Annotated in this window: 27 protein-coding genes; 18 read left to right on the top strand and 9 right to left on the bottom strand. The window is 73.1% G+C overall.

Going from position 1 to position 26,122, the window contains the following annotated elements:
* The 8 genes from GB864_RS18155 to hemL form a co-directional block, all read left to right on the top strand.
* Positions 1–376, top strand: a 376-nt coding sequence (locus GB864_RS18155; RefSeq protein ID WP_202107083.1) for a hypothetical protein, incomplete at its 5' end; no start/stop codon positions are given.
* Positions 377–383: 7 nt separating this feature from the next.
* Positions 384–1,127, top strand: coding sequence for a GntR family transcriptional regulator (locus GB864_RS08400; RefSeq protein ID WP_160424007.1), 744 nt, complete (start codon positions 384–386; stop codon positions 1,125–1,127).
* Between the two features lie 92 nt (positions 1,128–1,219).
* Positions 1,220–1,939, top strand: coding sequence for a hydrogen peroxide-dependent heme synthase (gene hemQ / locus GB864_RS08405; RefSeq protein WP_160424009.1), 720 nt, complete (start codon positions 1,220–1,222; stop codon positions 1,937–1,939).
* Complete coding sequence (locus GB864_RS08410; protein ID WP_160424011.1) at positions 1,936–2,997, top strand: ferrochelatase; 1,062 nt, start codon at positions 1,936–1,938, stop codon at positions 2,995–2,997. The genes hemQ and GB864_RS08410 overlap by 4 nt, the downstream gene beginning before the upstream one ends.
* A complete protein-coding gene (hemC, locus tag GB864_RS08415; RefSeq protein WP_160424013.1) occupies positions 2,997–3,977 on the top strand; it encodes a hydroxymethylbilane synthase in 981 nt (326 codons plus the stop codon). The genes GB864_RS08410 and hemC overlap by 1 nt, the downstream gene beginning before the upstream one ends.
* Complete coding sequence (locus GB864_RS08420) at positions 3,974–4,792, top strand: uroporphyrinogen-III synthase (protein ID WP_336603930.1); 819 nt, start codon at positions 3,974–3,976, stop codon at positions 4,790–4,792. The genes hemC and GB864_RS08420 overlap by 4 nt, the downstream gene beginning before the upstream one ends.
* 89 nt (positions 4,793–4,881) lie before the next feature.
* Positions 4,882–5,880, top strand: coding sequence for a porphobilinogen synthase (gene hemB, locus GB864_RS08425; protein ID WP_419672780.1), 999 nt, complete (start codon positions 4,882–4,884; stop codon positions 5,878–5,880).
* The gene (gene hemL, locus GB864_RS08430) at positions 5,877–7,190 is read left to right on the top strand and encodes a glutamate-1-semialdehyde 2,1-aminomutase (protein ID WP_160424017.1); all 1,314 of its coding nucleotides are present in this window, start codon (positions 5,877–5,879) and stop codon (positions 7,188–7,190) included. The genes hemB and hemL overlap by 4 nt, the downstream gene beginning before the upstream one ends.
* Before the next feature lie 255 nt (positions 7,191–7,445).
* On the opposite strand, the gene GB864_RS08435 is transcribed toward hemL, so the two are convergent.
* Entirely contained in the window at positions 7,446–9,272 is a 1,827-nt protein-coding gene (locus GB864_RS08435; RefSeq protein ID WP_160424019.1) for an AMP-dependent synthetase/ligase, read from the bottom strand.
* Positions 9,273–9,557: 285 nt separating this feature from the next.
* Here GB864_RS08435 and GB864_RS08440 point away from each other — a divergent pair, with 285 nt between their 5' ends.
* A complete protein-coding gene (locus tag GB864_RS08440; RefSeq protein ID WP_160424021.1) occupies positions 9,558–9,929 on the top strand; it encodes a hypothetical protein in 372 nt (123 codons plus the stop codon).
* A gap of 20 nt (positions 9,930–9,949) precedes the next feature.
* On the opposite strand, the gene GB864_RS08445 is transcribed toward GB864_RS08440, so the two are convergent.
* From GB864_RS08445 to GB864_RS08460, 4 genes are read right to left on the bottom strand one after another with little or no spacing between them, the layout of a single operon-like run.
* Positions 9,950–10,330 carry a DUF1304 domain-containing protein gene (locus GB864_RS08445; protein ID WP_160424023.1) on the bottom strand — a complete coding sequence of 127 codons (381 nt, stop codon included), beginning with the start codon at positions 10,328–10,330 and terminating at the stop codon, positions 9,950–9,952.
* A 16-nt stretch (positions 10,331–10,346) separates the two neighbouring features.
* Positions 10,347–11,498 carry a DNA glycosylase AlkZ-like family protein gene (locus GB864_RS08450; protein WP_160424025.1) on the bottom strand — a complete coding sequence of 384 codons (1,152 nt, stop codon included), beginning with the start codon at positions 11,496–11,498 and terminating at the stop codon, positions 10,347–10,349.
* Positions 11,499–11,506: 8 nt separating this feature from the next.
* Complete coding sequence (locus tag GB864_RS08455; RefSeq protein ID WP_160424026.1) at positions 11,507–12,325, bottom strand: ABC transporter permease; 819 nt, start codon at positions 12,323–12,325, stop codon at positions 11,507–11,509.
* Positions 12,325–13,359 (bottom strand): ABC transporter ATP-binding protein, encoded by a 1,035-nt coding sequence (locus tag GB864_RS08460; protein ID WP_160424028.1) that lies wholly within the window; start codon positions 13,357–13,359, stop codon positions 12,325–12,327. The genes GB864_RS08455 and GB864_RS08460 overlap by 1 nt, the downstream gene beginning before the upstream one ends.
* A gap of 120 nt (positions 13,360–13,479) precedes the next feature.
* Between GB864_RS08460 and GB864_RS08465 the strand changes: the two genes are divergently transcribed.
* From GB864_RS08465 to GB864_RS08475, 3 genes are all read left to right on the top strand, one after another.
* Positions 13,480–14,364 (top strand): LssY C-terminal domain-containing protein, encoded by an 885-nt coding sequence (locus GB864_RS08465; protein ID WP_160424030.1) that lies wholly within the window; start codon positions 13,480–13,482, stop codon positions 14,362–14,364.
* On the top strand, positions 14,361–14,897 hold the full coding sequence (locus tag GB864_RS08470) for a hypothetical protein (RefSeq protein ID WP_160424032.1): 537 nt from the start codon (positions 14,361–14,363) through the stop codon (positions 14,895–14,897). Before GB864_RS08465 ends, GB864_RS08470 begins: the two co-directional genes overlap by 4 nt.
* 61 nt (positions 14,898–14,958) lie before the next feature.
* Positions 14,959–15,507, top strand: a complete 549-nt coding sequence (locus GB864_RS08475) for a YbhB/YbcL family Raf kinase inhibitor-like protein (RefSeq protein ID WP_160424034.1) — start codon at positions 14,959–14,961, stop codon at positions 15,505–15,507.
* A 64-nt stretch (positions 15,508–15,571) separates the two neighbouring features.
* On the opposite strand, the gene GB864_RS08480 is transcribed toward GB864_RS08475, so the two are convergent.
* From GB864_RS08480 to GB864_RS18465, 3 genes are all read right to left on the bottom strand, one after another.
* Entirely contained in the window at positions 15,572–16,348 is a 777-nt protein-coding gene (locus GB864_RS08480; RefSeq protein ID WP_160424036.1) for a siderophore-interacting protein, read from the bottom strand.
* Between the two features lie 229 nt (positions 16,349–16,577).
* Complete coding sequence (locus tag GB864_RS08485; protein WP_160424038.1) at positions 16,578–17,216, bottom strand: LysE family transporter; 639 nt, start codon at positions 17,214–17,216, stop codon at positions 16,578–16,580.
* Between the two features lie 59 nt (positions 17,217–17,275).
* Positions 17,276–17,680, bottom strand: coding sequence for a DUF3054 domain-containing protein (locus tag GB864_RS18465; protein WP_419672781.1), 405 nt, complete (start codon positions 17,678–17,680; stop codon positions 17,276–17,278).
* A gap of 48 nt (positions 17,681–17,728) precedes the next feature.
* Between GB864_RS18465 and GB864_RS08495 the strand changes: the two genes are divergently transcribed.
* From GB864_RS08495 to GB864_RS08520, 6 genes are all read left to right on the top strand, one after another.
* A complete protein-coding gene (locus GB864_RS08495) occupies positions 17,729–18,832 on the top strand; it encodes a 3-hydroxyisobutyryl-CoA hydrolase (RefSeq protein WP_160424040.1) in 1,104 nt (367 codons plus the stop codon).
* 19 nt (positions 18,833–18,851) lie between these two features.
* Entirely contained in the window at positions 18,852–20,003 is a 1,152-nt protein-coding gene (locus GB864_RS08500) for a 3-hydroxyisobutyryl-CoA hydrolase (protein ID WP_160424042.1), read from the top strand.
* 142 nt (positions 20,004–20,145) lie between these two features.
* Positions 20,146–20,778, top strand: coding sequence for a GntR family transcriptional regulator (locus GB864_RS08505; RefSeq protein ID WP_160424044.1), 633 nt, complete (start codon positions 20,146–20,148; stop codon positions 20,776–20,778).
* Between the two features lie 47 nt (positions 20,779–20,825).
* The gene (locus GB864_RS08510; RefSeq protein ID WP_160424046.1) at positions 20,826–22,364 is read left to right on the top strand and encodes an MmgE/PrpD family protein; all 1,539 of its coding nucleotides are present in this window, start codon (positions 20,826–20,828) and stop codon (positions 22,362–22,364) included.
* A complete protein-coding gene (prpB, locus tag GB864_RS08515) occupies positions 22,364–23,263 on the top strand; it encodes a methylisocitrate lyase (protein ID WP_160424048.1) in 900 nt (299 codons plus the stop codon). The genes GB864_RS08510 and prpB overlap by 1 nt, the downstream gene beginning before the upstream one ends.
* Before the next feature lie 288 nt (positions 23,264–23,551).
* Entirely contained in the window at positions 23,552–24,697 is a 1,146-nt protein-coding gene (locus tag GB864_RS08520; protein WP_160424050.1) for a bifunctional 2-methylcitrate synthase/citrate synthase, read from the top strand.
* 85 nt (positions 24,698–24,782) lie between these two features.
* On the opposite strand, the gene GB864_RS18470 is transcribed toward GB864_RS08520, so the two are convergent.
* Positions 24,783–25,949, bottom strand: a complete 1,167-nt coding sequence (locus GB864_RS18470) for an LPXTG cell wall anchor domain-containing protein (protein ID WP_272898181.1) — start codon at positions 25,947–25,949, stop codon at positions 24,783–24,785.
* Between the last annotated feature and the right edge of the window lie 173 nt (positions 25,950–26,122).

A 26,122-nucleotide genomic window follows, 5' to 3' on the forward strand; every position in this document is an offset into this window, starting at 1 on the left:
CGGGTCCGCGGCGGACGACGGCGCGAAAGCCGGCTCGACTGCGGCGGCGACGGCGGCCGCCGCGGCCGCGGCCGCATCCGGCCCGTCGCGTGCGAACCCGGCCCCGGGCCAGCGCGAGAAGAAATCCGAGCGGCAGCGACGCGAGCGCAACGCGACCCGTGCCGAGGCCGCCGACCACGTCGAGCAGGCCCGAGCCAACCTCGTGTCGGCTCTCAACCGGCTGGAGGATCGCGCCAACGTGCCCAAGCGCGCCCGGCTGCGCGCTGAGGAGTTCGCGCGTGAGAGCCCCGGCGCCGCGATCGCGATCGGCGTCGCCGCGGCCGTCGCGGTGGGCGGCATCGTCTGGCTCGTCGTCCGCGGCATCGTGAAGGACTGATCGGCGGATGACCCCTTCCGGCAAGGCCCGGACCCCGGAACCGGCCGACGCGGGCGCCGCGACGGTCGTCGCCCGCATCCACGAGACCCTCCGGCACGAGATCCTCGAGGGCGAGCTCGAGCCCGGCACCCCGCTCCGCGAGGAGTCGCTCGCGGCCCGCTTCGGGGTCTCGAGGCACTCGGTGCGCAGCGGCATCGGGCGGCTCGTGCGGGAACGCCTCGCGATCGAGGAGCCCTACCGGGGCGTGCGCGTCGCGAGCTTCGGCCCCGAGGAGGTCGTCGCGCTCCAGCAGCTCCGCGGCGCGCTCGAGACCGAGGCCGTGCGCATCGCGACGGAGCGTCGCGGCTCGTTCGACGACGAGGCGGCGGCCGGGGCGTACGAGGTGCTCGACCGGTTCCGCGCCCTCGGCGAACGCGAACAGGCGGGCGAGCAGCTCGACTGGGTCGAGGTCGAGCGGACCCATGCCGAGTTCCACGCCGCGCTCGTCGAGGCATCCGAGAGCCCCCGCATCATCGCGGCGCACCGCACGCTGTCGGCCGAGCTCCAGATGTTCCTCCTGCACGTGCGACCGGACTACGACCTCCAGCGCCTCATCGACGACCACGTCGACCTCATCGAGGCCATCCGCACGGTGGGGGAGTCGGCGGTGCGCGACCACCTCGCCGTCTCGACGGCGCTCTTCCTCGAGCGCGCGGCGGAGCAGGGCGCGACGCCCGCGGCGAAGCGCCGGCGCGGCGCCGTCGGCGCGTAGAGCCGGGAGTTCGCCCAGAGAATCCCAGATCAGCGCGGCGGCCGAGGCCTCGCGGTTTGGCCGCGTCGGCGCCCTGGGGGAGGATGGAAGCCATGACCTCCCCCGTCGCCGAATCGGCAGCCCGTTCCGTCGAGCCCGAAACCCCGCGGGGCGACGGATACACGCTCTTCGCCGTGTTCCGACGGGACCCGCTCCGCCGCTTCTCCGGCGAGGCCGCCGCGGCCGCCGCGGAGTTCGACGCCGCGATCGCCGCCGTCGAGGCCGCCGGCACGGTCGTGCGCGGCGTGTACGACGTCTCGGGCCTCCGCGCCGACGCCGACGTCATGCTCTGGCTGCACGGCAGCGACGCCGCCGGCATCCAGGCCGCGCTCCGGGAGCTGCGCCGCACGGGCGTCCTCGCCGACCTGCTGCCGACCTGGAACGCGATGGGCGTGCACCGCGACGCCGAGTTCAACAAGGCGCACGTGCCCGGCTTCCTGCGGGGCGTCCCCGCCAAAGACTGGATGACGGTCTACCCGTTCGTCCGCAGCTACGACTGGTACCTGCTCGACCCGGCCGACCGGTCGCGGATGCTCGCCGACCACGGCCGCAAGGGCGCCGCGTTCCGCGGCGTCGTGGCCAACACGGTCGCGGCCTTCGCCCTCGGCGACTACGAGTGGCTGCTCCCCATGGAGTCCGACGAGCTCACCGACCTCGTCGACATGATGCGCGAGCTCCGCGACACCGAGGCCCGCCTCCACGTGCGCGAAGAAGTCCCCTTCTACACCGGCCGACGCATCACGGCCGCCGAACTCGTCGAGGTGATCCGATGACCCGGTACGACGCGATCCTGCTGGCCGGCTTCGGCGGCCCCGAAGGCCAGGACGACGTGATCCCGTTCCTCCGCAACGTGACGCGCGGTCGGGGCATCCCCGACGAGCGTCTCGAGGAGGTCGCCCACCACTACCGCCACTTCGGCGGCGTGAGCCCCATCAACGAGCAGAACCGCGAGCTCAAGGCCGCGCTCGAGGCCGAGCTGGCCGCGCGTGGCATCGACCTGCCCGTGTACTGGGGCAACCGCTTCTGGGACCCCTACTTCGGAGAGGCGATCACGGCCGCGCACGACGCCGGCCACGACCGCCTGCTCGCGCTCGTGACCAGCGCGTACACCTCCTGGTCGGGTGTCGAGGCGTACCGCGACGACCTCGTGCGCGCCCTCGACGAGACCGGCCTGACCGACGTCGTCGCCATCGACCGCATCCGCGAGTTCTTCGACCACCCGGGCTTCATCGCGCCGCTCGTCGAGGGCGTCCGCACGGCCGTCGCCGAGCTCGCCGCCGAGGGCATCGCCGCCGAGGACGTGCACCTCATGTTCGCGACGCACTCCGTGCCGAACACCATGGCCGAGGCCTCCGGGCCGCAGTTCGGCGAGGGCGGCGCGTACGTCGCGCAGCACCTCGCGGGCGCCGAGGTCATCGCGGCCGAGGCCGCCCCGACGTCGCCGTGGTCGCTCGTCTACCAGTCGCGCTCCGGCGACCCGCGCACCCCGTGGCTCGAGCCCGACATCAACGACGCCATCGCCGAGCTCGGTGCAGCGGGCACCGCGAAGGGCCTCGTCATCGTCCCCTTCGGCTTCGTGAGCGACCACATGGAGGTCATGTGGGACCTCGACGAGGAGGCCGTGGAGACCGCCGGCGAGCACGGCCTCGCCGTGCGCCGCGCGCCGACGCCGGGCATCCACCCCGCTTTCGTCGCCGGTCTCGTCGACCTCGTGCTCGAGCGCGTCGAGGACGTGCCCGTCGCCGAGCGCCCGCACCTGACCGCGCTCGGCCCGTGGCCGGACCACGACCGCATCGGCGCCGCCGACGCGTCCGTGGAGGCGAGCCGCTGATGGCCGCCGCGCCGGTGATCCGGGTCGGGACCCGCGGGAGCGCCCTGGCGCTCGCGCAGACGCAGGCGATCGCCGCCCGCGTCGGCAAGGCCGCGGGCGCGGAGATCGAGATCGTCACGATCACGACCCAGGGCGACACCGACCGCGCGTCGCTCGCCTCGCTCGGCGGCACCGGCGTCTTCGCGACGGCGCTGCGCGACGCGCTCCGCGCCGGCGAGGTCGACCTCGTCGTCCACTCGCTCAAGGACCTTCCCACGGCGGACGCCCCCGGGCTGCGTCTCGGCGCCGTGCCGAAGCGCGTCGACCGCCGCGACGCGCTCTGCTCCGGCGCGGGCTACACGCTCGAGACCCTGCCCGAGGGCGCGCGCGTCGGCACGGGCTCCCCGCGCCGCATCGCGCAGCTGCTCGAGGTGCGTCCCGACCTCGAGATCGTCGACCTGCGCGGCAACGTCGACACGCGGCTCGCGCGCGCGGGCGTCGGCGAGGTCGAGGGCGTCGAGTCCGATCTGGATGCCGTGGTGCTCGCGGCCGCCGGGCTCGGCCGACTGGGCCGCTCCGACGCCGTGGCCGAGTTCCTCGACGTCGCCGACTGGCCCACCGCCGCCGGCCAGGGCGCGCTCGCGCTCGAGGTGCGCGACGAGCCGCTCTCCCGCGAGCTCCGCCGCGGACTCGAGGGCGTCGAGCACGCCGGTTCGCGGGCGACCGCGCTCGCCGAGCGGCTCGTGCTCGCCGGGCTCGAGGCCGGTTGCGCCGCCCCGGTCGGCGTGACGGCGATCATCGAGGATGAACTCCTCTTCCTCACGGCGAGCGTGTACGCTGCCGATGGAACGCGGAAGCTGACCAGCTCGCATGCCGCGTCTCCCGAAAGCCGCAGCGCGGCCGACCTGGCCGATGCGGCGAACGACGTCGCTGCTCGCGTCGTCGACGAACTGCTCGGCAACGGTGCCGCCGAACTCGCCCCTGCGAAGGAGGCACTGTGACGGAGCCCTCGCCGACCACCGGCTTCATCGTGCTGCCCGTCGAGGGCGGCGGCGGCAAGCCGCTGACCGGTTGGCGGGTGCTCGTGCCCCGCGGCGGCCCCTGGGGTGACTCGGTCGCGGCCGGCCTGCGCGCCCGCGGTGCCTCGCCCGTCATCGCGCCGATGATCAACTTCGCGCCCGCCGACGACCAGGCGGCCCTGCGCGACGCGCTCGCGAAGCTCGCGGCCGGCGGCTACGACTGGCTGACCGTCACGAGCGCCACCACGGTCGACGTGCTCGCCTCGTACGGGGCCGTGGTGCCCGCGGGCACGAAGATCGCGGCGGTCGGCGAGACGACGGCCGCGGCGCTGCTCGCCGCCGGCTACCACGTCGACATCGTGCCGTCGGAGGACAACTCCGCCTCGGGCCTGCTCGAGGAGTGGGAGGCCGCGACGAAGGGCGCCACGGGGCTGCGCGTCCTCGCGCTGCGCTCGGCGATCGCGAAGCAGGTGCTCTCGCTCGGCCTCGCCCGCATCGGGCACGAGGTCGACGCCGTCGTGGCGTACCGCACCATCGGCGTGCCCGTGTCGCAGCGGGTCAAGGACGACGTGGCCTCGGGCACGGTGCGCGCCGTGCTCGTGACGAGCGGTTCGGTCGCGGAGCAGGTGCAGACCCAGCTCGGCCCGCTGCCGGACACGACGCTCGTCGTGGCGATCGGCCCGCAGACGCAGCGGGATGCCGCCGCGTACGGCCTGGACGTCGACGTCATCGCCGACGAGCGTACGGCCGAGAGCCTCATCGACGCGCTCGTGCGCGTCGCCACGCAGTCCGCCTGAGGTCGCTCGGGAAGCGGAGCAGAATCCGGAACACCGGGTCGCCGGGCATCCTGCCTGCTCGCAGCCCCGCGCGCGTAGGGTGGATGCTCGTGAGCGACACGCCTCGACCCGTCATCCGCCCGCGCCGACTCCGCACGAGCCCCGCCATGCGGCGCCTCGTCGCCGAGACGCGACTGCACCCGGCCGACCTCGTGCTGCCGATGTTCGTGCGCGAGGGCGCCGCCGAACCGCAGCCGATCGGTTCGATGCCCGGCGTCGTCCAGCACTCCCTCGACTCGCTGCGGCGCGCGGCGGCGGAGGCCGCCGAGGCCGGCGTCGGCGGCGTCATGCTCTTCGGCGTGCCCCTCGTGCGGGACGCCCGCGGCTCCGCGGGCACCGACCCGGAGGGCATCCTGAACCTCGCGGCCCGTGCGGTCGCCGACGAGGTGGGCGGCGCGATCAGCGTGCAGACCGACCTCTGCCTCGACGAGTTCACCGACCACGGCCACTGCGGCGTGCTCGACGAGCTCGGCCGCGTCGACAACGATGCGACGCTCGAGGTGTACCGCGAGATGGCGCTCGCGCAGGCCGCCTCCGGCGCCGACGTGCTCGGCCTCTCCGGCATGATGGACGGCCAGACCGCCGCGGTGCGCGACGCCCTCGACGAGGCCGGCTTCGTCGACACGGCGGTCATGGCCTACTCGGCGAAGTACGCCTCCGCCTACTACGGCCCGTTCCGCGACGCCGTCGAGTCGGCCCTCGAGGGCGACCGCCGCACGTACCAGCTCGATCCGGGCAACCGGCGCGAGGGGTTGCGCGAAGCGCTGCTCGACATCGCCGAGGGCGCGGACGCCGTCATGGTGAAGCCCGCCGGTTCCTACCTCGACGTGCTCGCCGACGTCGCCGCGGCCTCCGAGGTGCCCGTGTGGGCGTACCAGGTCTCCGGCGAGTACGCGATGATCGAGGCCGCCGCGATGCACGGCTGGATCGACCGCGAGCGCGCCGTGCACGAGTCGGTGGTCGCGATCAAGCGCGCCGGCGCCGACACGATCCTCACCTACTGGGCTCTCGAGCTCGCGAACCGACTCCGGAAGGGCGACCTGGCGTGAGCGCCACCAACGACGAACTCTTCGACCGCGCCCGCGCGGCCATCCCCGGCGGCGTGAACTCGCCAGTGCGCGCGTACGGCTCGGTCGGCGGCACGCCCCGCTTCCTCGTCTCGGCCCGCGGGCCCTACGTCACCGACGTCGAGGGCCGCGAGTACGTCGACCTCGTCGCCTCGTGGGGGCCGGCGATCCTCGGCCACGCGCATCCCGAGGTCGTCGAGGCGGTGCAGGATGCCGCGTCGCGCGGCCTCTCGTTCGGCGCCACGACCCCGGCCGAGACGGAGCTCGCGGAGCTCATCGAGGAGCGCATCGCGCCGGTCGAGCGACTCCGGCTCGTCTCGACGGGCACCGAGGCGACGATGACGGCGATCCGTCTCGCCCGCGGCTTCACCGGCCGCGACGTCATCGTGAAGTTCGCCGGGCACTACCACGGTCACTCCGACGGCCTCCTCGCCGAAGCCGGCTCCGGCCTCGCGACGTTCGCCCTGCCGGGCTCGGCCGGCGTGCCCGCCGACATCGCGGCGCTCACGCTCGTGCTGCCCTACAACGACCTGGATGCCGTGCGCACGGCCTTCGCCGAGCACGGCGAGCGCATCGCGGCCGTCATCGTCGAAGCCGCGGCGGCGAACATGGGCGTCGTCGCCCCGCTGCCGCGCTTCAACGCGTCGCTCGTCGAGATCGCGCACGCGCACGGCGCGCTCGTCATCTCCGACGAGGTGCTCACCGGGTTCCGGGCGGGCCCGCGCGGCTGGTGGGGCGTCGAGGCCGAGTTCCCGGGTGCGTACACGCCCGACCTGCTGACGTTCGGCAAGGTCATCGGCGGCGGGCTCCCCGTCGCCGCGGTCGGCGGCCGCCGCGACATCATGGAGCGCCTCGCGCCCCTCGGCCCCGTGTACCAGGCGGGCACACTGTCCGGGAACCCGCTCGCCGTCGCCGCGGGCCTCGCCACGCTGCGTGCGGCCGACGACGCGGTGTACGCCGCCCTCGATCGCAACGCCGAGATCGTGTCGAACGCCGTCTCGGACGCGCTGAGCGCGGAGGGCGTCGCCCACGCCGTGCAGTACGCCGGCACGCTCTTCAGCTTCGTCTTCGCGGAGCAGCCGGTCTTCGACTACGCCCAGGCCAAGGCGCAGGATGTCTGGCGCTACGCGCCCTTCTTCCACTCGATGCTCGAGCAGGGGGTCTCCCTGCCGCCGAGCGTCTTCGAGGCGTGGTTCGTGACGGCGGCCCACGACGAGGCCGCCCTCGGCCGCATCGTCGACGCGGCCCCGGCTGCTGCGAAGGCGGCGGCCGCGGCCGTGCGCCCCGAGTGACTGCCGCCGGTCGAGGAGGCGCGCAGCGCCGTCCGGAGTCGCTGGTCGAGTCGGCGCGCAGCGCCGTATCGAGACCTGGTCGTCGTGCGTGGTCTCGATACGCTGCGCTACTCGACCGGCGGGGAACGCGAAGGCCGTGCTGTTCGAGTGGCGCGCAGCGCCGTATCGAGACCCGGTCGGCGTGCGGGGTCTCGATACGCTGCGCTACTCGACCGGCGGTGGAACGCCGAAAGGCCGTGCCGGGGGCTGCCGGGCTCAGCCGGCGACCGAGAGACCGCCCGTGTTGACGTCGGCCGAGTAGATCGCCTCGATCTCGTCGGCGAGGTCGGCGAGGATCACGTGGCGCTTGATCGAGAGCTTCGGCGTGAGGTGCCCCGACTCGATCGTGAAGTCGTAGGGCAGCACCGTGAACTTGCGGATCGACTCGGCGCGCGAGACGTGCGAGTTCGCCTGGTCGACGATCTCCTGCAGCGCGGCCCGCACCTTCGGGTCCTTCGCGGCCTCGGCGACGTTCATCGGCGGCAGGCCGTTCGTCGCGAGCCACTGGGGGAGCATCTCGGCGTCGAGCGTCAGGAAGGCCGAGATGAACGGCTTCTGGTCGCCGACGACGACGACCTGGCTGACGAGCACGTGGGCGCGGATCGGGTCTTCCAGCGCAGCCGGGGCGACGTTCTTGCCGCCGGCCGTGATGATGATCTCCTTCTTGCGGCCGGTGATCTTCAGGTAGCCGTCCTCGTCGAGCGAGCCGAGGTCGCCGGTCATGAACCAGCCGTCCTCGGTGAAGGCCGCCGCGGTCGCCTCGGGGTTCTTCCAGTACTCCTTGAAGACCGGGATGCCGATGACCTGGATCTCGCCGTCCTCGGCGATGCGGATGCCCGTGCCCGGCATGGCGGGGCCGGTCGTGCCGACCTTGAACTTGCCGGGGCGGTTGACCGTCGCGGGGGCGGTCGTCTCGGTGAGGCCGTAGCCCTCGAGGATCTGGAGGCCGAGGCTGCGGTAGAAGTGGCCGAGGAACTCGCCGAGCGGCGCCGAACCCGAGATCGCGTGGGTCGCGCGGCCGCCGAGCAGGGCGCGCAGCTTGGAGAGCACGAGACGGTCGAGGACCGCGAACTTGAGCTTGAGCCCCAGCGGCACGTGGCCGGTGTCGAGCGCCTTCGAGTACTCGACGCCCGTGTGCACGGCGGCCGAGAAGATCTTGCCCTTGCCGCCGGCCATGGCTTTCTGCTCCGCGGCGTTGTACACCTTCTCGAACACGCGCGGCACGGCGAGGAGGAAGGTCGGCTGGTAGGAGCCGAGCGCCTGCACGAGCTTCTTGGTGTCGGGCTCGTGACCGACCTTGATGCCGGCCTGCACGCAGAGCACCGAGATGAAGCGGGCGAACACGTGGGCGAGCGTGATGAAGAGCACCGTCGTGCCGTCGGAGTTCACGACCTCGGGGATCGCGGCCTCGGTGTTGCGCGAGAGCTCGACGAAGTTCGCGTGCGTGAGCACCGTTCCCTTGGGGCGGCCCGTCGAACCGGAGGTGTAGATGAGGGTCGCCGTGTCGGTGCCGACCGCCGCCGAGCGGCGGGACTCGAGCTCCTCGTCGGTCACGTCGGAGCCCGCCGCCTCGAGCTTGCCGAGGGCGCCCTCGTCGAGGCGGTAGGAGATGCGGACGTCGGGGAGCTCCCCGCGCACCTCGTCGAAGCGCGCCGCGTGCGCGGCATCCTCGGTGATGATGCCGACGGCGCCGGAGTCGGTGAGGTTCCAGGCGAGCTGGGCGGGGGAGGAGGTCTCGTAGATCGGGACCATGACGGCGCCCGAGTACCAGATCGCGAAGTCGACGAGCGACCACTCGTAGCTCGTCTTCGCCATGAAGCCGATGCGCTCGCCGGGCTGGAGGCCCGCGGCGATGAGGCCCTTCGCGACGCGCGCGACGCGATCGCGGAACTCGCGCGCGGAGATGTCGGACCAGCCGCCGGCTCCGTCGGGCACGGCGAAGAGCGCCTTGTCGGGAGTCGCGGCGACGCGGTGCTCCAGGAGGTCGGTCGTGTTGGCGGTCGGGTCGGCGGGGACGGCCGCGGGGACGTGCGTCTCGTTCATCGATCACTCCAATGTGATGCCGGCTCGGCCTCCGGGTCGGGTGGGCTGGAGGCTCGTTCCCGGAACGCTAACACGCCGGAGCGGCGCGTCGCCGCGCCGATTGTGGACTGTGCACGGGTGTCCGGCCGTTTCGGGTGACGGAGTGCACGAACCGTGCCCTGAGGCGCTCGAGCGCTGCGCGGAAGCGGGGTCGGGCGCAGCGATCCGCCGCCGGCCGCCGAGGCCGGATCGGACTCGTCGCCGGGCATTCCGGCGCGGGTGCGCGGTCTCGGGCACACTGGGTGGATGGCGAATCTCCGCGTGCACGCCGACCGGCTCGAGGTCCAGCTCAGCGCTGCCGAGAAGTCGCTCTCCCTGCGCGGCGGTGATCTCGTCGTCCAGCGCGAGGACATCCGCTCGGCGACCATCACCGACGACCCGTGGATCTGGATCCGCGGCATCCGCACCCGCGGGTCGCACGTGCCCCTCGTCATCGCCGTCGGCGTCTGGAAGAACCACGGCGGCAGCGATTTCGTGCTCGTCAAGGGCAAGCGTCAGGCGGTCGTGCTCGACCTGTCCGCGGGCGAGTTCACGCGGCTCGTGCTCTCGACCAACCACGCGGCGCAGCTCATCGAGAAGTTGCGCGTCGCGCCGACGCCCGCCGCCGACGAGAGCTAGGCGCACCGCCCGGCGGCTCGCTAGACGAGGGCGAACAGCACGAACCCGACGAGCGGGAACACGCCCTGCACGAGCGCGGGGCGCCAGTAGCCCTTGCCCGTCGTCGTGAGCACGGCGGCGGCGAGCACCATGCAGCCCGTCGAGAAGAGCACGAGCGCCGTGCCGATGCCCGTCGAGCCGGTGAAGTACACGACGAGGCCGAGCACCGCGCCGATGGCGAGGAACAGGTTGTAGAAGCCCTGGTTGTACGCCATCGACTTCGTCGCGTCGGCCGCCGCCTGGTCGGGAACCCCGAACCGCTTCCAGGTCGCCGGCCGTGTCCACGCGATCGACTCCCAGTAGAAGATGACGCAGTGCAGCAGCGCGGCGAGGGCGACGAAGACGGTGGCGGCGATGAGCATGGGTTCAGGATGCCCGTCAGCGGGCCCCCGGACGGTTGCGGCGCACCGCGCCGGCCGCGTCCGGCTCGAACTCGAGGACGACCGGACGTTCGAGGAACGTCGACAGCTCGTCGAGCACCGGCTGCAGGCGGGTCGGCAACCCGCGGCGGCCGACCGGCACTTCGACGAGCCGCACCTGCGCCTCGCGGGGTGCGAGCGTCAGCGACCACTTGCCGGCGAGCCGCCCGTCGACGAGCAGCCAGTGCAGCGGGAAGTCGGCGAAGCGGTGCGGCCGTTCCGGCGCGAGCAGGGCGCGCGGGGCGCCGTAGCCCATGATCGTCTCGTCGTAGGCCTGCACGAGCACGGGCGACGGGATCGCGGCGGGAGGGGCATCCAGCGCCCCAGGGGCGACGAAGTGCGGCTCGCCGTCGATGTCGACCGCCTCGGCGAGCCCCGCATCGACCGCCGCCGCGAGGCCCGCATCGGCGTCGCGCAGCGTCAGGCTCGCCCACGCGGCGAGGTCGCGGCGGCTCGCCGGTCCGCGCGCGGGCAGGTAGCGCGCGGCGACCCGGGCGAGTGCTTCGGGCCGGTCGAGACCCGGCGTCGGCGGCACGCGGTCGTTCCACGCGGCGTAGGTGCGCTGGGCGCCGAGCGAGGCGCCGGAGATCACGAGGCGCTCGAGCTCGGCGAGCAGCAGCAGCGTCACCATGCCCATGCCCGCACGGAACGGGTTCGGCCCGTCGGCGTCGATCGCGGCGCCGATCTCGTCCCGGGTGCGGTGCGGGCCGCCCGGAGCGACGCACGCGGCGACGAGATCGAGCGAGCGGGCGAGATCCGTCGGCTCGACGCCGAGCACGCGCAGGTTCTGCCGCATGGCCGCGCGGATGCGTCCGATCGAGAGCTCCGTGAGCCAGTCGGCGTCCTCGGGGAGGACGAAGTGCCAGGTCGGCCGCAGCAGATGGGTGCGGAGGAGCCGGCCGTCGTCGATCACGGCCGAGACCTCGCTCAGGGCCGGCCGGACGGCCGGGTCGATGCGCTGGGCGAGCCCGAACTGCGCGGGCACGTACTCCTGGGCCTGCACGGCGAGCATTCGGCCGACGACGGCCGTCGCATCCGCGTCGGACGGGCGGGCGAGCCCCTGCGCCCGCATCCGGAGGGCACGGGCATCCGCCGCCGAGATCGACGCCACGGACGGCCTCAGGTGACGTCGCGGCGCCAGCTCGTCGCGTAGCCGATGAGGGTGAAGAGCACCGCGTAGCCCGCGAGCACGAGGCCGCCCTGCCACCACTCGAGCGAGACGGGCGTCGGCATGCCGCTGCCCGAGACCGCGTAGAAGCTCGCGCCGACGAGGGCGTCGCTCGCGGCGCCGGGCAGGTACTGCGCGATCTGCGCCGTGATGTCGTTGAGCGCCGCCACGAAGCGCAGGATCGGCTCGAGGAACTGCGTGAACGCGATGACGATGACGATCGCCGCCACCTGGTTCGGCACGACGGTGCCGAGGCCGACGCCGATCGCCGCCCAGATCGCCATCGCGAGGATGCCCCGTGCGACGAGCAGCCAGGTGTCGACGTCGTCGAAGACGGGGTCGACGCCGAAGCCGGCGAGCGCCCCGCCGCCCGCGCCGAGCGTCGCGACGTAGCCGAAGACGCCGAACAGGGCGCCGAAGACGAACAGCACGCCGAACTTCGCCCACAGCACGCCGGCCCGATGCGGGTTGGCGAGGAACGTCGGCGTGAGCAGGCGGTGCCGGAACTCGCCCGTCACCGCGAGGGCGCCGAGGAGCACGGGGAAGACGTAGCCGACCGTCGTTGCGAAGCCGTAGACGAGCGGCGCGAGCGCATCGGTCGAGGGCATCGGCTGCCCCGCCGGGGCGCCGTCGGGGTTCGTCGAGTACCAGCCGAAGAACGCGCCGAGCCCGCCCGCGAGCGCCGCGACGTAGAGGACGAGCACGATCGCGAGCACCCACCACATGCGGGTGGTCGTGACCTTCAGGAACTCGGCGCCGATCGTGCGCATCAGGCGTCCTTCCCCTCGGTCGACTCGGCGGGCGGTTCGGACGCCACCGCCGGCGGCGCTTCCGCGGACGTCTCGGCGGCGGGACCGTCGTGGGCGACGGTCGCCTCGGATGCCGGTGCCGGCGTCCCGCCGTTCGCCGAGCCGTCCGACTCGCCGACGAGCTGCAGGAACGAGTCCTCGAGGCCCGAGCGCAGCCGGTGCAGCAGCGACACCCCGACGCCGGCCGCCGCGAGGGCCGCGCCGACCTTCGCCGGGTCGCGCTCGTCGACGATGAAGCCGTTGCGACCGGGGGCGAACCGGAGCCCGGCGGCCGTGAGCGCGGCCGCGGCGGCGTCGCGATCGGGGGAGTCGACGATCGACTGCGGCGCCGAGTCGAGTTCGAGGCTCGAGAGCGTGCCCGTGCGCACGAGCCGGCCCTTCGAGATGATGACGACGTCGTCCACGGACTGCTGCACCTCGCTGAGCAGGTGCGAGCTCACCAGCACCGTGCGCCCATCCCGGGCGAGCAGCTGCAGGAAGCCGCGGATCCAGCGGATCCCCTCGGGGTCGAGCCCGTTGATCGGCTCGTCGAGGATGAGCACGCCCGGGTCGCCGAGCAGCGTGAACGCGAGGGCGAGCCGCTGCCGCATGCCGAGCGAGTACCCGCCGACGCGGCGGTCCGCGACCGACTGGATGCCCGTGAGCTCGAGCACCTCGCCGATGCGCGGCTTCGCGATGCCCGCGGCCGTCGCGTAGACCTTGAGGTGGTCGCGGGCCGTGCGGCCCGGGTGGAACGTCGCGTCGAGCGAGGCGCCGACGGCCTCCAACGGCCGTTCGAGCTTCGCGTAGGGCACTCCGCCGATGGTCGCCGTGCCGGCCGTCGGGCGGACGAGCCCGAGGAGCACGCGCAGCGTCGTGGTCTTGCCGGCGCCGTTCGGCCCGAGGAATCCGGTCACCCGACCGGGCTGCACGGTGAACGACAGTTGCTCGACCGCGGTGACGTCGCCGAAGCGCTTCGTCAGGCCGCGGACTTCGATCGGCAGGCCCTTCGGCATCCGAACCTCCAGAGGATCAGCGGCCCCCGCCGCACTCGGCCAGCGTACTCACAGGAAGCCCGATCTCGCCGGGTTTTCGCGGTCCGGCGCCGGATGCATCTCGCCGGGTAGGGTCGGGACATGGCGGAGTCGGGGGGCACCGGCCGGGCGAAGGGCCCGAAGCGGTACGCCGTGCGCGCCGTGCTCGACGGCTTCTTCTTCGTCTACGCCGGCCTCGCGGCCCTCTGGCTCGCCTGGCTCGTGCTCACCGAGTCGTTCATCCAGGGCTGGTGGGGCGTGCTCTTCTTCCTCGTGTTCTGGGTGCTGCTCGCGTACCTGGTGCTCCCGCGCTTCCATCGCATCCTCACGACGCTCTACGTGCCGGACTACTTCATCGGGCGCACCCGCACGAGCGACGGCCTGCTCGGCGACCCGGTCAACCTCGCGATGGACGGCACCGAGGCGCAGCTGCGCGCCGCGCTCGCCGAGGCCGGCTGGACCCCCGCCGACGACGTGACGCTGGCCTCGAGCCTGCGCATCATCGGGTCGACGCTCTCGCGGCGCAGCTACGACGAGGCGCCCGTTTCGCCGCTCTATCTGTTCGGGCGCAAGCAGGACTTCGCCTACCAGCAGGAGGTCGCGGGCAACCCCGCGAAGCGGCACCACGTGCGGTTCTGGCGGACGCCGCCGGACTGGCGGCTCCCCGGCGGCGTGCGGGTCGACTGGCTCGCCGCAGGCACCTTCGACCGCGCCGTCGGCTTCTCGCTCTTCACCCTGCAGATCACCCACAAGATCGACGCCGACACCGACGTCGAGCGCGATCACATCGTGCGCACCCTCGATGCGGTGCCGGGCACGACCGTGCGGGTCATCGAGGGATTCGCGTCGGGCTATCACGCGCGCAACGGCGGCGGCGACACGATCCGCACCGACGGCGACCTGCCGATCGTCGACCTCGACGGGGTCGCGGTCGGGGCGCCGGTCGAGTCCAGCGCCGGCGTCGCGTCCGATGGAGCGGCGGCATGAGCGAACCGCGTAAACGCACGGCTTTCGAACCGGCCCTGCGGCTCGCGAATCGCGACGATCAGCCGACGCGGCCCGCGCGGCGGCCGACGCAGGTGAGCATCGGCGTCGTCCTCATGGTGCTGCGGGCGGTGGCGGGGGCGCTCTGGCTCTGGTCGCTCGCGGCGAACTGGACGACCCTCCTCAGCGACGACGCCGGAGTCTCCCCGGGGCCCGACCTCTCCGAGGAGGAGTACCGGATGGTCTCCGACTTCTTCCTCACGCTGGTGCTCGTCTCGGGCGGCGTCGTCCTCGCGACCCTGCTCGTGTTCGCCTGGCTCGTCTGGGCCGGCATCGACTGGGCCCGCATCTTCACGATGATCATCGCGAGCCTCTCGGTCGCCGCTTCGGCCGTCGAGTGGGTCACCGGCGGTCAGGACATCACTCTGCCGGCGACGTTCCTGACCCTCTCGCTCGACATCCTCGTGCTGCTCGCGCTCTCGAGCCGGCCGGCACGGGCATGGTCGCGACCCGGAGCGATCCTGCCCTCGGACTGAGGGTCGATCCAGGGCCCGACGGTACGTAGGGTGGGGCGGGTACGCCCAGCGAGGAGGATGCATGTTCGCCTACGACCCCTACTCCGAGCTCGCGACGTTGCGCGACTTCGCGCCGTTGACGCTCACGAGCGACGACGTCGCCGACGGCGGCGCGCTGCCGCCCGAGCTCTGGAACCCGTCGGCGCGGGACGGCGGCGCCGACCGCTCGCCGCAGCTGTCGTGGTCGGGCGCCCCGGCGGGAACGAAGAGCTTCGCGGTCTCGGTCTTCGACCCGGATGCGCCGACCGGCTCGGGCTACTGGCACTGGGCGGTCTACGACCTCGCCCCGACGGTGACCTCGCTCGCGGCGGGCGTCGGCGACGGGATGCCGGGCTCGCTGCCGCCCGGCGCGATCACGCTGCCGAACGAGTCGCGCCAGGAGCGCTACGAAGGGGCGGCGCCGCCCGCCGGCACGGGCACGCACCGCTACTTCATCGTCGTCGACGCGCTCGACGTGTCGCACCTCGAGCTGCCGCCCGGTGCGACGCCCGCGATCCTCGGCTTCAATCGCCACTTCCACTCGCTCGCGCGCGGCGTGCTCGTCGGGACGGCGACCCCCGAAGTCGGGTGAACAGACGGAGAATCCCGGTCGCAGCTTCGCTGCACCGGGATGTTCCGTCCACTCGCGCGGCGGGTCAGTGCGGGGCGTGGTACTCGCGCTCGCCGCGCTTCCAATAGCCCTTGATGACGGCGTGCTCGGGCGCGATGCCCCAGCGGTCGAAGACGAGCGCGCGGCCCGGCTTCACGATCGCCTGCTCGGCGGCGACGAATGCGAACACGTCGCCGGCGGGCCGGTCCGCCTCGGTGAGCGCGTCGAGCGCGGCCACGAGCCCGCCGTCGGGCCGGTGCGCCCGGCGGACCTCGACGCCCGCAGGCGGGTCGATCGGGATGTCGTGCGCCGCGTCATCCGATTCGAGGACGACCAGTCCGACCGCGTCGGGCCCGGCGTTGGCGAGGTGACGGCGGATCGCCGGGACTGCGGTCTCGTCGCCCGCGAGGAACCAGGCGTCGGGATGGCCGGCCATGACCATCGAGCCGCGCGGGCCGCCGACGGCGACGGGGGCGCCGAGCTCGGCGTTCGCCGCGAAGGGGCCCGCGACGCCGTCGTCGCCGTGCAGCAGGAACTCGACCTCGAGGACCCCGGCCTCGGCGTCCCACTCGAGCGGCGTGTACTCGCGGCTGCCGCCGGCGCGGAACGCCTCGGGCGTCGGGAACTCCGCGCCGTCCGGAGCCTCCTCGATCGGCGCGACGAAGATGCGGATGTGGTCGTCGGCGCCGGCCGAGCCGAAGCCGCGCAGCTCCTCGCCCTCGAAACGGAGACGGACGTAGTCGGCGGTGATGGCGGTGCGCGCGGTCAGACGGGCGCGGCGGAAGACGAGGTCGCGCGGGGTGCGCTCGAGGGTGAACGGCATGCTGCTCCTGGCTCGGGTCGGCGCCCGGCCGGCGCCGTGCTGCGCGTCGCGGAACCGCGAGCGCGCGCCGGATGCGGCACCGGCGGGCCGCAATCGACGCTACCCGCTGCGGCCTCTCGAACGACTGCGAACCCTGCGATCTCAGCCTGCGGATCGTTCAGCGTGCCGCCTGCGGCCAGGCGCCGGGGGAGGACTCCGGCGGCGACTCCGGTGGAGCGCGCGGCCGGGCTCACTCGACGAACGCCGAGACGCCGAGCACGAGGCCGAGCACGACGATGCAAGCGCCGCCGATCGCCGTGAGGTGCTCGATGCGACGCGGCGTCCGCGCGAACCAACGGCGGGCCGAGCCGGCCGCGATCGCCCACACCGAGTCGCTCGCGAGGGCGAGCACGGCGAAGATCAGCCCGAGCTGCACGAGCTGCCAGGTCGGCGACCCGGCCCCGGGGGCGACGAACTGGGGGAGCACCGCGAGGAAGAACGCGATCGTCTTCGGGTTCGTGACACCGACGACGAACCCCTGGCCGAGCTGCCGCCAGTGCGAGGTGCGGGCGACGTCGGCGGTGAGCGCGGCCGCGGCCGCGCGGCGCTCGCGGATCGACTGCACGCCGAGGTAGACGAGGTACGCGGCGCCGACGATCCGCAGCCCGAAGAACACGGGCTCCGAGGCGACGATGAGGGAGCCGACGCCGAGCGCCACGAGCACGATGATCGGGATGAGGCCGAGGGTGTTCCCCACGACGCTCACCACGCCGCCGACGCGGCCGAGCGCGAGGGCGCGTCCGACGGAGAACAGCACGCTCGGGCCCGGGATGACGATGAGCACCAGGGCTGCGGCGACGAAGCCCCAGAAGTTCGCGGCGGGGAGCACCGGGAGAGGCTATCCGCCCCCGCGCCGACCGCCCAACCCGAACGGCCGCGGCTCGACCGTCAGGGGGCGCGGCGCACCGACCGCCGTGCGACGAGCGCGGCGATGCCGCGCCAGCCGAGGAGGAACAGCGCGAGCGCGACCGTCGCGACCACGACGAACGCGACGGCCGTGCCCTGACCGGATGCCGCGCGCAGCAGCATGCCGATCGCGACGGTCGCGACCCACACCGGCAGTCCGGTGCGCACGAGGGCCGCCGGCCGACGCCAGGCGCGCGTCGCGACCCAGCCGATCGCGAGACCGACCGCGAAGGGCCAGAGCGTCACGAGCATCCCGATGATCGGGTCCTCGTCGTGCGAAGCCCGGCCGATGACGACGAACACCGCGACGAGCACGAGGTCGAACGCCGCGGCGCCGACGATCGCGCGGGTCGACGGGCGGGCGGCGGTCGTGGATGCGGTGCTCACCCGGCCAGCGTAGGCACCGCCGCCTGGGAGCGAGGTAGCGTCGAGCGGGTGGAAGCCCCTGTTCTCGCGACCGTCGCCGACGGCGTCGGCCGTCTCACCCTGAACCGCCCGCGCGCCATCAACGCGCTGAACGTCGAGATGGTGCGGCTGCTGCAGGCGTCGCTCGACGCCTGGGCGGACGACTCCGAAGTGTCCGTCGTGCTGCTCGACGGCGCGGGGGAGCGCGGCTTCTGCGCGGGCGGCGACCTGCGGGAGATCAGCGCGCTCGCCGCGGACGGCGTCGAGGCGGCCTCCGTCTTCTTCCGTGAGGAGTACCGGCTCGACGCCGCCATCGCCGGTTACCCGAAACCGGTCGTGGCGGTGCTCGACGGCATCGCCATGGGCGGCGGCATCGGGCTCGGCGGCCACGCCCGCATCCGCCTCGTCACGGAGCGTTCGAAGCTCGCCATGCCCGAGACGAAGATCGGGCTCTTCCCCGACGTCGGGGCGTCGCGCCTGCTCGCCCGAGCGCCCGGCGAGCTCGGCACGTTCCTCGCCCTCAACTCGCGGTCCATGGATGCCTCGGACGCCATCGCATGCGGGTTCGCCGACGCGTACGTACCGAGCGATCGGCTCGAGGCCGTGGCCCAGGCGCTCGCGGAGCGGGCCGACCCGGGCACGCCGTGGGAGATCGTGCTGCTCTTCGACGAGACGCCCGAGCCGTCGGCGCTGCTCGCGCAGCGGGACTGGATCGACGCCTGCTATTCGGCCGACTCGGTCTCCGGGATCCTCGCGCGGTTGCGCGCCTTCGCCGCCGGCGAACCGATCGAGGGGCTCCGGGCGACGGACTCGGCCGATGCCGACGCGGCGTCGAACGCGGCCGTGGCCGCCGCCGAGCTCGAGCGGCTCTCGCCGACGGGACTCGTCGCGACCCTCGCCGCGCTCCGGGCGGCCCGCGACGACGACGGACTGCACGCGACGCTCGAGCGCGACTTCCGGCTGGCCCGGCGTCTGGTGCGTGAGCCGGATCTCATCGAGGGCATCCGCGCGCAGGTGATCGACAAGGATTTCGCCCCCATCTGGCATCCTGCCGATCTCGCCGAGGTCGACGCGGCGAGCCTCGCGGCCGCGCTGTCGACCCCGCTGCCGGACGGGGTCTTCACCGCGGCGTGAAGACGGATACCGTAATCCGGTGACCTCCCCCATCACCGCCGCCGTCGACGGCGGAATCGGCCGATTGAGCCTGAACCGTCCCCAGTGGATCAACGCGATCGACCTCGACATGATGCACGCGTTGACCGAGCAGCTCGACGCCTGGGCCGAGGACGCCGAGGTCACGGCCGTCCTGCTCGAGGGCGCCGGCGACTACGGGTTCTGCGCGGGCGGCGACTTCCGGCAGATCACCGAGCGCGCCGCCGAGGGGATGACGGTGGGCGCGGTGTTCTTCCGCGACGAGTACCGGCTCATCGCGAAGCTCGCCGAGTACCCGAAGCCGATCGTGTCGATCATGCACGGGCTCACCATGGGCGGCGGCATCTCGCTCGGCGGGCACGTCTCCACCCGGGTCGTGACCGACCGGATCAAGCTCGGCCAGCCCGAGACCGGCTACGGCTTCGTGCCCGACGGCGGCGCCACCTGGCGGCTCGCCCGCACCCCCGGCGAGATCGGCACGTACCTCGCCCTCAACTCCGCCGACCTCACCCCGGGCGACGCGATCGCCCTCGGCTTCGCCGACGTCATGGTGCCCACCGAGCGCATCCCCGAACTCGTCGCCGCATTGACGGATGCCTCGGACGCGGCGACCCCCGACGAGAAGGCGCGGCGCCTCGCCGCCGACCCCGGCCCCTCGCCGATCCTCGCCGCGCGCGACTGGATCGACGCCTGCTACTCGGCCGACACCGTGCCTGCGATCCTCGAGCGGCTCTGGTCCTTCTCGAACGGGCAGGCCGTCGGCGGTCTCACGGCGGCCGACTCGGCCGACCCCGATGCGGCCGCGGCCGCGGGCGCGGCCGCGGAGATGCTGCTGCGCCTCTCGCCGACCTCGCTCGTCGCGACGCTGCGCACCGTTCGGGCCGCCCGCGACGGCGAGACCCTGCGCGAGGCCCTCGAGCGCGAGCTCCGCCTCGCCCGCTGGTTCACGACGCAGCCCGACCTGTTCACCGGCATCCAGGCGCTCGTCGCGCAGAACACGCAGAGCCTCCACCAGGACTTCGTCCCCGAGTGGAAGCCCGCCGACATCGCGGACGTGAACGTCGTCGACATCGCCGCGGCCATGTCGACGCAGCTGCGGCACAGCGTCTTCCCGCGCGGTCTCGGTATACCGGACGACTCCACCGAGGCCTGAGCCTCAGCATTTCGCACTGCTCGGTATACCGAAATCGCCGGAACGGGGGTAGAGTCGTCTGCACCCGGCGGTTTCGGCATCCCGACGCCTCCGGCGACGTCGCCGGAGGGTCCGTGCGGCGCGGACGCGGGGGAGGTGCGGCATGCGGGCGAGCGAGCGGGCCTACCTGACGCTCCGCGAGGAGATCCTCGACGGCGTCCTCGCCCCCGGCGCCGAACTCGACGAGCGCGAGCAGGCCGAACGCCTCGGCGTCTCGCGAACGCCCACCCGTGAAGCCTTCGCGCGGCTCGCGAGCGACGGGCTGACCGAGCCGGCCGGCCGCGGCGTCGTCGTCGCCGCGCTCACCGCCACGGGCATCCGCGATCTCTACGAACTGCGCGAGGCGCTCGAGGCGAAGGCCGCCGCACTCGCCGCCGCCCGCCGCGATCCCGCCGAGTTCGAGGTGCTCGCCGAGCGCTTCCGCGAGGCGCCCGCCCGGCTCGCGGCGGGCGACGCGGCGATCGCCGACTACTACGCGCTCGCCGGCCGCCTCGACGAAGCCGTCGACCGCGCCGTCGGCAACGCGTACTTCGTGCAGGCGCTCCGCCAGGTGCGGCTGCACTCCGCCCGCGCCCGGCGGCTCGCGCGCGAGCATCCCGACCGACTCGCCGAGTCGGCGACGGAGCACCGCCTCATCGCCGAGGCCATCGCGAACGGCGACGCCGTCCTCGCCGAGCACGCCGCCCACGTCCACCTCCGACAGAGCCTCCGGCACGTGCTCGCCACGATCGCCTGAGCGCCCCACGACCGATCCCACGACCGATCCACTCCGAGAGGAACCCCATGCAGACCCACCACGTCCGCACCCACCGCAGCGACGAGAACCTCCAGCGCGAGGGGCAGCTCGCCTGGGCGCTCGCCGGCGTCGCCGTCGACCCGGTCGAGGTCGAGGCCGAGGTGACCGAGATGGTCGTCAACCGCGTCATCGACAACGCGGCGGTGGCCGCCGCCTCTATCACCCGCGGACCCGTCGTCTCGGCGCGCAGCCAGGCGCTCGCCCACCCCGTCTCGATCTCCGGCGAGGGCGCGACCGTCTTCGGCGCCGACGGCGCCCGCCGCACCTCGCCCGAGTGGGCCGCGTGGGCCAACGGCGTCGCCGTGCGGGAGCTCGACTACCACGACACCTTCCTCGCCGCCGAGTACTCGCACCCCGGCGACAACATCCCGCCGATCCTCGCGGTCGCCCAGCACCTCGCCGCAGCCCGCGGTCTCACCGGGCGCGACCTCGTGCGCGGCATCGCGACGGGCTACGAGGTGCAGGTCGACCTCGTGAAGGGCATCTCCCTCCACAAGCACAAGATCGACCACGTCGCCCACCTCGGCCCGTCGGCCGCGGCCGGCATCGGCACGCTCCTCGGCCTCGACCAGGAGACCGTCTTCCAGGCCATCGGCCAGGGCCTGCACACGACCACGGCCACGCGCCAGTCCCGCAAGGGCGAGATCTCGACGTGGAAGGCGCACGCGCCGGCCTTCGCCGGGAAGATGGCCGTCGAGGCGGTCGACCGCGCCATGCGCGGCCAGACGAGCCCCGTGCCGATCTACGAGGGCGAGGACGGCGTCATCGCGTGGCTCCTCGACGGCCCCGACGGCGCCTACGAGGTGCCGTTGCCCGCCTTCGGCGAGGCCAAGCGCGCCATCCTCGACTCGTACACGAAGGAGCACTCGGCCGAGTACCAGGCGCAGGCCTGGATCGACCTCGCCCGCAAGCTCCACGAGGCGTACCCGCTGCTCCTCGAGGACTCCGAGAACATCGAGGCGATCGTGCTCGAGACGAGCCACCACACGCACTACGTCATCGGCTCGGGCGCGAACGACCCGCAGAAGTACGACCCGACCGCCTCCCGCGAGACGCTCGACCACTCGATCCCGTACATCTTCACGGTCGCCCTCCAGGACGGCGCCTGGCACCACGTCGACTCGTACTCGCCCGAGCGCGCGGGCCGTCCCGACACCGTCGCCCTCTGGCAGAAGGTCACCACGGTCGAGGATGCCGAGTGGACGCGTCGCTACCACTCGCTCGACATGCGCGAGAAGGCCTTCGGCGGCCGCGTCGTCATCAAGCTCCGCGACGGCGCCGAGATCGTCGACGAGATCGCCGTCGCCGACGCCCACCCGCTCGGCGCCCGGCCCTTCGCCCGTGCCGACTACGTCGCCAAGTTCCGCACCCTCGCGGCCGACGTGCTCGAGGCCGCCGAGATCGAGCGCTTCCTCGACGTCGCCCAGCGCCTGCCCGAGCTCGGCCCCGACGAGCTCGCCGGCCTCACGTTCACCGCCGCCCCGGGCATCCTCACGTCGGTGCCGACCCCGGAAGGACTCTTCTGATGCTGTACGCCCAGACCCCCGCCCACGAGAAGCGCCGGCTGTTCCGCGAGCGCCTCGCCTCCGGCGAGCTGCTGCGCTTCCCGGGCGCCTTCAACCCGCTCTCGGCGAAGCTCATCGGCGAACGCGGCTTCGACGGCGTCTACATCTCGGGCGCCGTGCTCGCCGCCGACCTCGGTCTGCCCGACATCGGCCTGACGACGCTCACCGAGGTCGCCGGCCGGGCCAAGCAGATCGCGCGGATGACCGAGCTGCCGGCCATCGTCGACGCCGACACCGGCTTCGGCGAGCCGATGAACGTCGCTCGCAGCATCCAGGAGTTCGAGGATGCCGGCCTCGCCGGCCTCCACATCGAGGACCAGATCAACCCGAAGCGCTGCGGGCACCTCGACGGCAAGCAGGTCGTCGACGAGGACACCGCGCTGAAGCGCATCCGCGCCGCCGTCGACGCGCGCCGCGACTCGAACTTCCTCATCATGGCGCGCACCGACATCCGGGCGGTCGAGGGCCTCGACGCCGCGATCGACCGGGCCAAGAAGCTCGTGGACGCCGGCGCCGACGCGATCTTCCCCGAGGCCATGGCCGACCTCTCCGAGTTCGAGGCGATGCGCAACGCGATCGACGTGCCGCTGCTGGCCAACATGACCGAGTTCGGCAAGTCCGAGCTCTTCACGGTCGACCAGCTGCGCGACGTCGGCATGAACCTCGTCATCTGGCCCGTCTCGCTGCTGCGCCTCGCGATGGGCGCTGCGATGCGGGGCCTCGACGAGCTCGACGCCTCGGGCAACCTCGAGGCCAAGCTCGGCGAGATGCAGCACCGCGCGGAGCTTTACGAACTCGTCGACTACGAGGGCTACAACCACTTCGACACGTCGGTGTTCAACTTCCGGGTCGCCCGGTAGCACCATGTCGCTCTCCCGCGAGTGGACGCGAATGCAGGGTCGAGTTGCGCCTGCACCCGTCCCACCGAGTGGACGGAAACGCACGGTCGCGTTGCTCGCGCACCCTGCATTTGCGTCCACTCAGGCGCGGGAGTGCGTGCACGGCAGGGGCGCCGGGCGGAAGTCCGATCGGATTTCTGCTCGACCCGACCACCCAGAACGCTGCGGGAGGACGCAGACTGTCGGTGCGCGCAGATGCGAACCGACCGTTCGCGTCCGACCGCCGGCCCTCACCGAAAGGACACGAACATGACGGATGACGCCAAGCCGGAGATCTACAAGGGGCTCGCGGGCGTGCCCGTGGACTATACGGCGATCTCGAAGGTGAACCCCGAGACGAACTCGCTGCTCTACCGCGGCTACCCCGTGCAGGAGCTCGCCGCCAACTGCACGTTCGAGGAGGTCGCCTACCTGCTCTGGTACGGCGAGCTGCCCGACCCCGAGCAGCTCGGCGCCTTCGAGGACCGGGAGCGCTCGCTCCGCGGCCTCGACCACGACGTCAAGAAGGTCATCGACGCACTGCCGATCGACGCGCACCCCATGGACGTCGTGCGCACGGCGGTGAGCTTCATCGGCGCCGCCGACCCCGCCACTCCCGACGAGTCGCCCGAGGCCAACCTCGACAAGGCGATCCGCCTGTTCGCGAAGCTGCCCTCGATCGTGGCCTACGAGCAGCGCCGCCGGAACGGCCTGCACTACGTCGAGCCGCGCGAGGATCTCGGGTACTCGGCGAACTTCCTCTGGCAGGCGTTCGGGGAGCTGCCGGAGCTGCCCGTCGTGAGCGCGTTCGACGTGTCGATGATCCTGTACGCCGAGCACTCGTTCAACGCCTCGACGTTCACCGCGCGCGTCATCACGTCGACGCTCGCCGACCTCTACTCGGCGGTCACCGGCGCCATCGGCGCGCTCAAGGGGCCGCTGCACGGCGGTGCGAACGAGGCCGTCATGCACATCTTCGACGAGGTCGGCTCGGCCGAGCACGTCGGGGCGTGGCTCGACGAGGCGCTCGGCGCCAAGCGCAAGATCATGGGCTTCGGCCACCGCGTCTACAAGCACGGCGACTCGCGCGTGCCCACGATGCACGCGGCGCTCGTGAGTCTCGTCGAGTACTACGACCGCCCCGACCTGCTGGAGCTCTACACGGCGCTCGCCGACGAGTTCACCGCACGCAAGGGCATCCACCCGAACCTCGACTACCCGTCGGGTCCGGCGTACCACCTCATGGGCTTCGACACCGAGATCTTCACCCCGCTCTTCGTCGCGGCGCGGGTCACGGGCTGGACGGCGCACATCCTCGAGCAGGCCGCGGCCAACGCGCTCATCCGCCCGCTGTCGGTCTACAACGGCGAGGACCAGCGCGCCGTCCCCGTGCGGGAAACCGCCGAGTCGGCGTAGCCGCTCGGGAACGCCGACGGGCCCGGCAGCGCGATGCGCTGCCGGGCCCGTTCCCGTCCTCCGGGTCTGGACGGGATGCCGGTGCTCAGCCGGCGTGCTCCGTGCCCGCTTCCGCGGCCCGGTGGGCGCGGCGGCGGCGTCCGGCGAGGACCAGCCCGGTGCCCGCGAGGGCGATCGTGGCGCCCATCGTCAGCCACGGGGCGGTCTCGGAACCGGTGTGGGCGAGGCCGGTGCGGGCGCTGCCCGTCGCCTCGGGGGCGGTCGGCGTCGCGGCGATCTCGACGCTCGTGGTGGGGACGGACTCGATCGTGCCATCGGTGCCGATCGAGATCGGGTCGATGGGGGCCGGGTCGGTGGGGCCCGCCGGGTCGGCGGTGCCTGCCGGGTCGGCAGGGTCGGCGGGGTCGGCGGGGTCAGCGGGGTCGGCGGGGTCTGCCGGGTCCGCCGGGTCGGCGGGGTCTGCCGGGTCCGCCGGGTCGGCGGGGTCAGCGGGGTCGGTGGGGTCGGCCGGGTCGGTGGGGTCGGCCGGGTCTACCGGGTCGGTGGCCTCGGCCCCCGTCGCCGCCAGGACCAGGAACGTCCCGCTCGTGGTTCCACCGGCCTTCGGGTTGCCCGCGCTGTCCACTTTGCCGCCGACCGAAGTCCCGAACGGGTACTCCGGCGTGCCCGTCGCGCCGATGCCGTAGGCCTGCCACCGATACGTGCCAGGACCGCCGAACGTGCCGCCGTCGATCATCGAGACGTAGAGGTGGTATCCGTCCATCTCGATTCCGTAGATGCCGTTGGCGCGGTCGTCGTTCTGCGCGGCGGGGCCGCTGGGCACGAGGTACGCGCCGTCCGTCCGGTCGGTCGCCTCGGTCACCGTGCCGAAGTCGATCGCGCCGATCACCGCGGGTCGGTTTGCCGCGGGGGCGGGCGTCGAAGCTGCGATGCGGGAGGCGGCGTCGGCGGTCGCTGCTTCCGGCGCTGCCGCAGGCTCGCCCGCAGGTGCGCCGACGGGCTCGGAGTCGAGGACCGGGTCGGCCGTCGCGACGGGGTCGGCCGGCGCGCTCTCCTCGACGGGTGCGGCTTCCTCGGCGGGTGCCGCCTGCTCGACGGGTGCCGTCTCCTCGACGGGCGCGGCCTCGGCGACGGACGCCGCCGCGGCGGGCTCGGTCGTCGGGGCGGACTCGTCGGCCATCGCGCCGAGCGGGGCGGCGATGGCGAGGCCGGCGGAGAGGGCGGTCGCGGTGACGACGTGCAGTGCCTTCATGATCTGATCCGTTTCCATTCGTGGTGGGTTCGGGTTCGTATCTGCGGTGATTCCACGATCCCGCCCGGCGCGATCCGGCAGCACGGCCGAACGACCCCATCACTACCGACGAAAGTCGATGGATGCTCGTGTTCCGCTCGACCGCGACCGCGTCGCCGCCTAACGTGACGAGG

It is taken from the genome of Agromyces seonyuensis, from assembly GCF_009789225.1.
GTDB lineage: Bacteria > Actinomycetota > Actinomycetes > Actinomycetales > Microbacteriaceae > Agromyces > Agromyces seonyuensis.

Bases quoted from the DNA above. Each gene is read 5' to 3' on its own strand.
- GB864_RS08400 (WP_160424007.1), top strand. From the start codon at position 384: ATGACCCCTTCCGGCAAGGCCCGGACCCCGGAACCGGCCGACGCGGGC.
- hemQ (WP_160424009.1), top strand. From the start codon at position 1,220: ATGACCTCCCCCGTCGCCGAATCGGCAGCCCGTTCCGTCGAGCCCGAA.
- GB864_RS08410 (WP_160424011.1), top strand. From the start codon at position 1,936: ATGACCCGGTACGACGCGATCCTGCTGGCCGGCTTCGGCGGCCCCGAA.
- hemC (WP_160424013.1), top strand. From the start codon at position 2,997: ATGGCCGCCGCGCCGGTGATCCGGGTCGGGACCCGCGGGAGCGCCCTG.
- GB864_RS08435 (WP_160424019.1), bottom strand. From the start codon at position 9,272: ATGAACGAGACGCACGTCCCCGCGGCCGTCCCCGCCGACCCGACCGCC.
- GB864_RS08440 (WP_160424021.1), top strand. From the start codon at position 9,558: ATGGCGAATCTCCGCGTGCACGCCGACCGGCTCGAGGTCCAGCTCAGC.
- GB864_RS08445 (WP_160424023.1), bottom strand. From the start codon at position 10,330: ATGCTCATCGCCGCCACCGTCTTCGTCGCCCTCGCCGCGCTGCTGCAC.
- GB864_RS08455 (WP_160424026.1), bottom strand. From the start codon at position 12,325: ATGCGCACGATCGGCGCCGAGTTCCTGAAGGTCACGACCACCCGCATG.
- GB864_RS08460 (WP_160424028.1), bottom strand. From the start codon at position 13,359: ATGCCGAAGGGCCTGCCGATCGAAGTCCGCGGCCTGACGAAGCGCTTC.
- GB864_RS08465 (WP_160424030.1), top strand. From the start codon at position 13,480: ATGGCGGAGTCGGGGGGCACCGGCCGGGCGAAGGGCCCGAAGCGGTAC.
- GB864_RS08470 (WP_160424032.1), top strand. From the start codon at position 14,361: ATGAGCGAACCGCGTAAACGCACGGCTTTCGAACCGGCCCTGCGGCTC.
- GB864_RS08475 (WP_160424034.1), top strand. From the start codon at position 14,959: ATGTTCGCCTACGACCCCTACTCCGAGCTCGCGACGTTGCGCGACTTC.
- GB864_RS08480 (WP_160424036.1), bottom strand. From the start codon at position 16,348: ATGCCGTTCACCCTCGAGCGCACCCCGCGCGACCTCGTCTTCCGCCGC.
- GB864_RS08505 (WP_160424044.1), top strand. From the start codon at position 20,146: ATGCGGGCGAGCGAGCGGGCCTACCTGACGCTCCGCGAGGAGATCCTC.
- GB864_RS08510 (WP_160424046.1), top strand. From the start codon at position 20,826: ATGCAGACCCACCACGTCCGCACCCACCGCAGCGACGAGAACCTCCAG.
- prpB (WP_160424048.1), top strand. From the start codon at position 22,364: ATGCTGTACGCCCAGACCCCCGCCCACGAGAAGCGCCGGCTGTTCCGC.
- GB864_RS08520 (WP_160424050.1), top strand. From the start codon at position 23,552: ATGACGGATGACGCCAAGCCGGAGATCTACAAGGGGCTCGCGGGCGTG.
- GB864_RS18470 (WP_272898181.1), bottom strand. From the start codon at position 25,949: ATGAAGGCACTGCACGTCGTCACCGCGACCGCCCTCTCCGCCGGCCTC.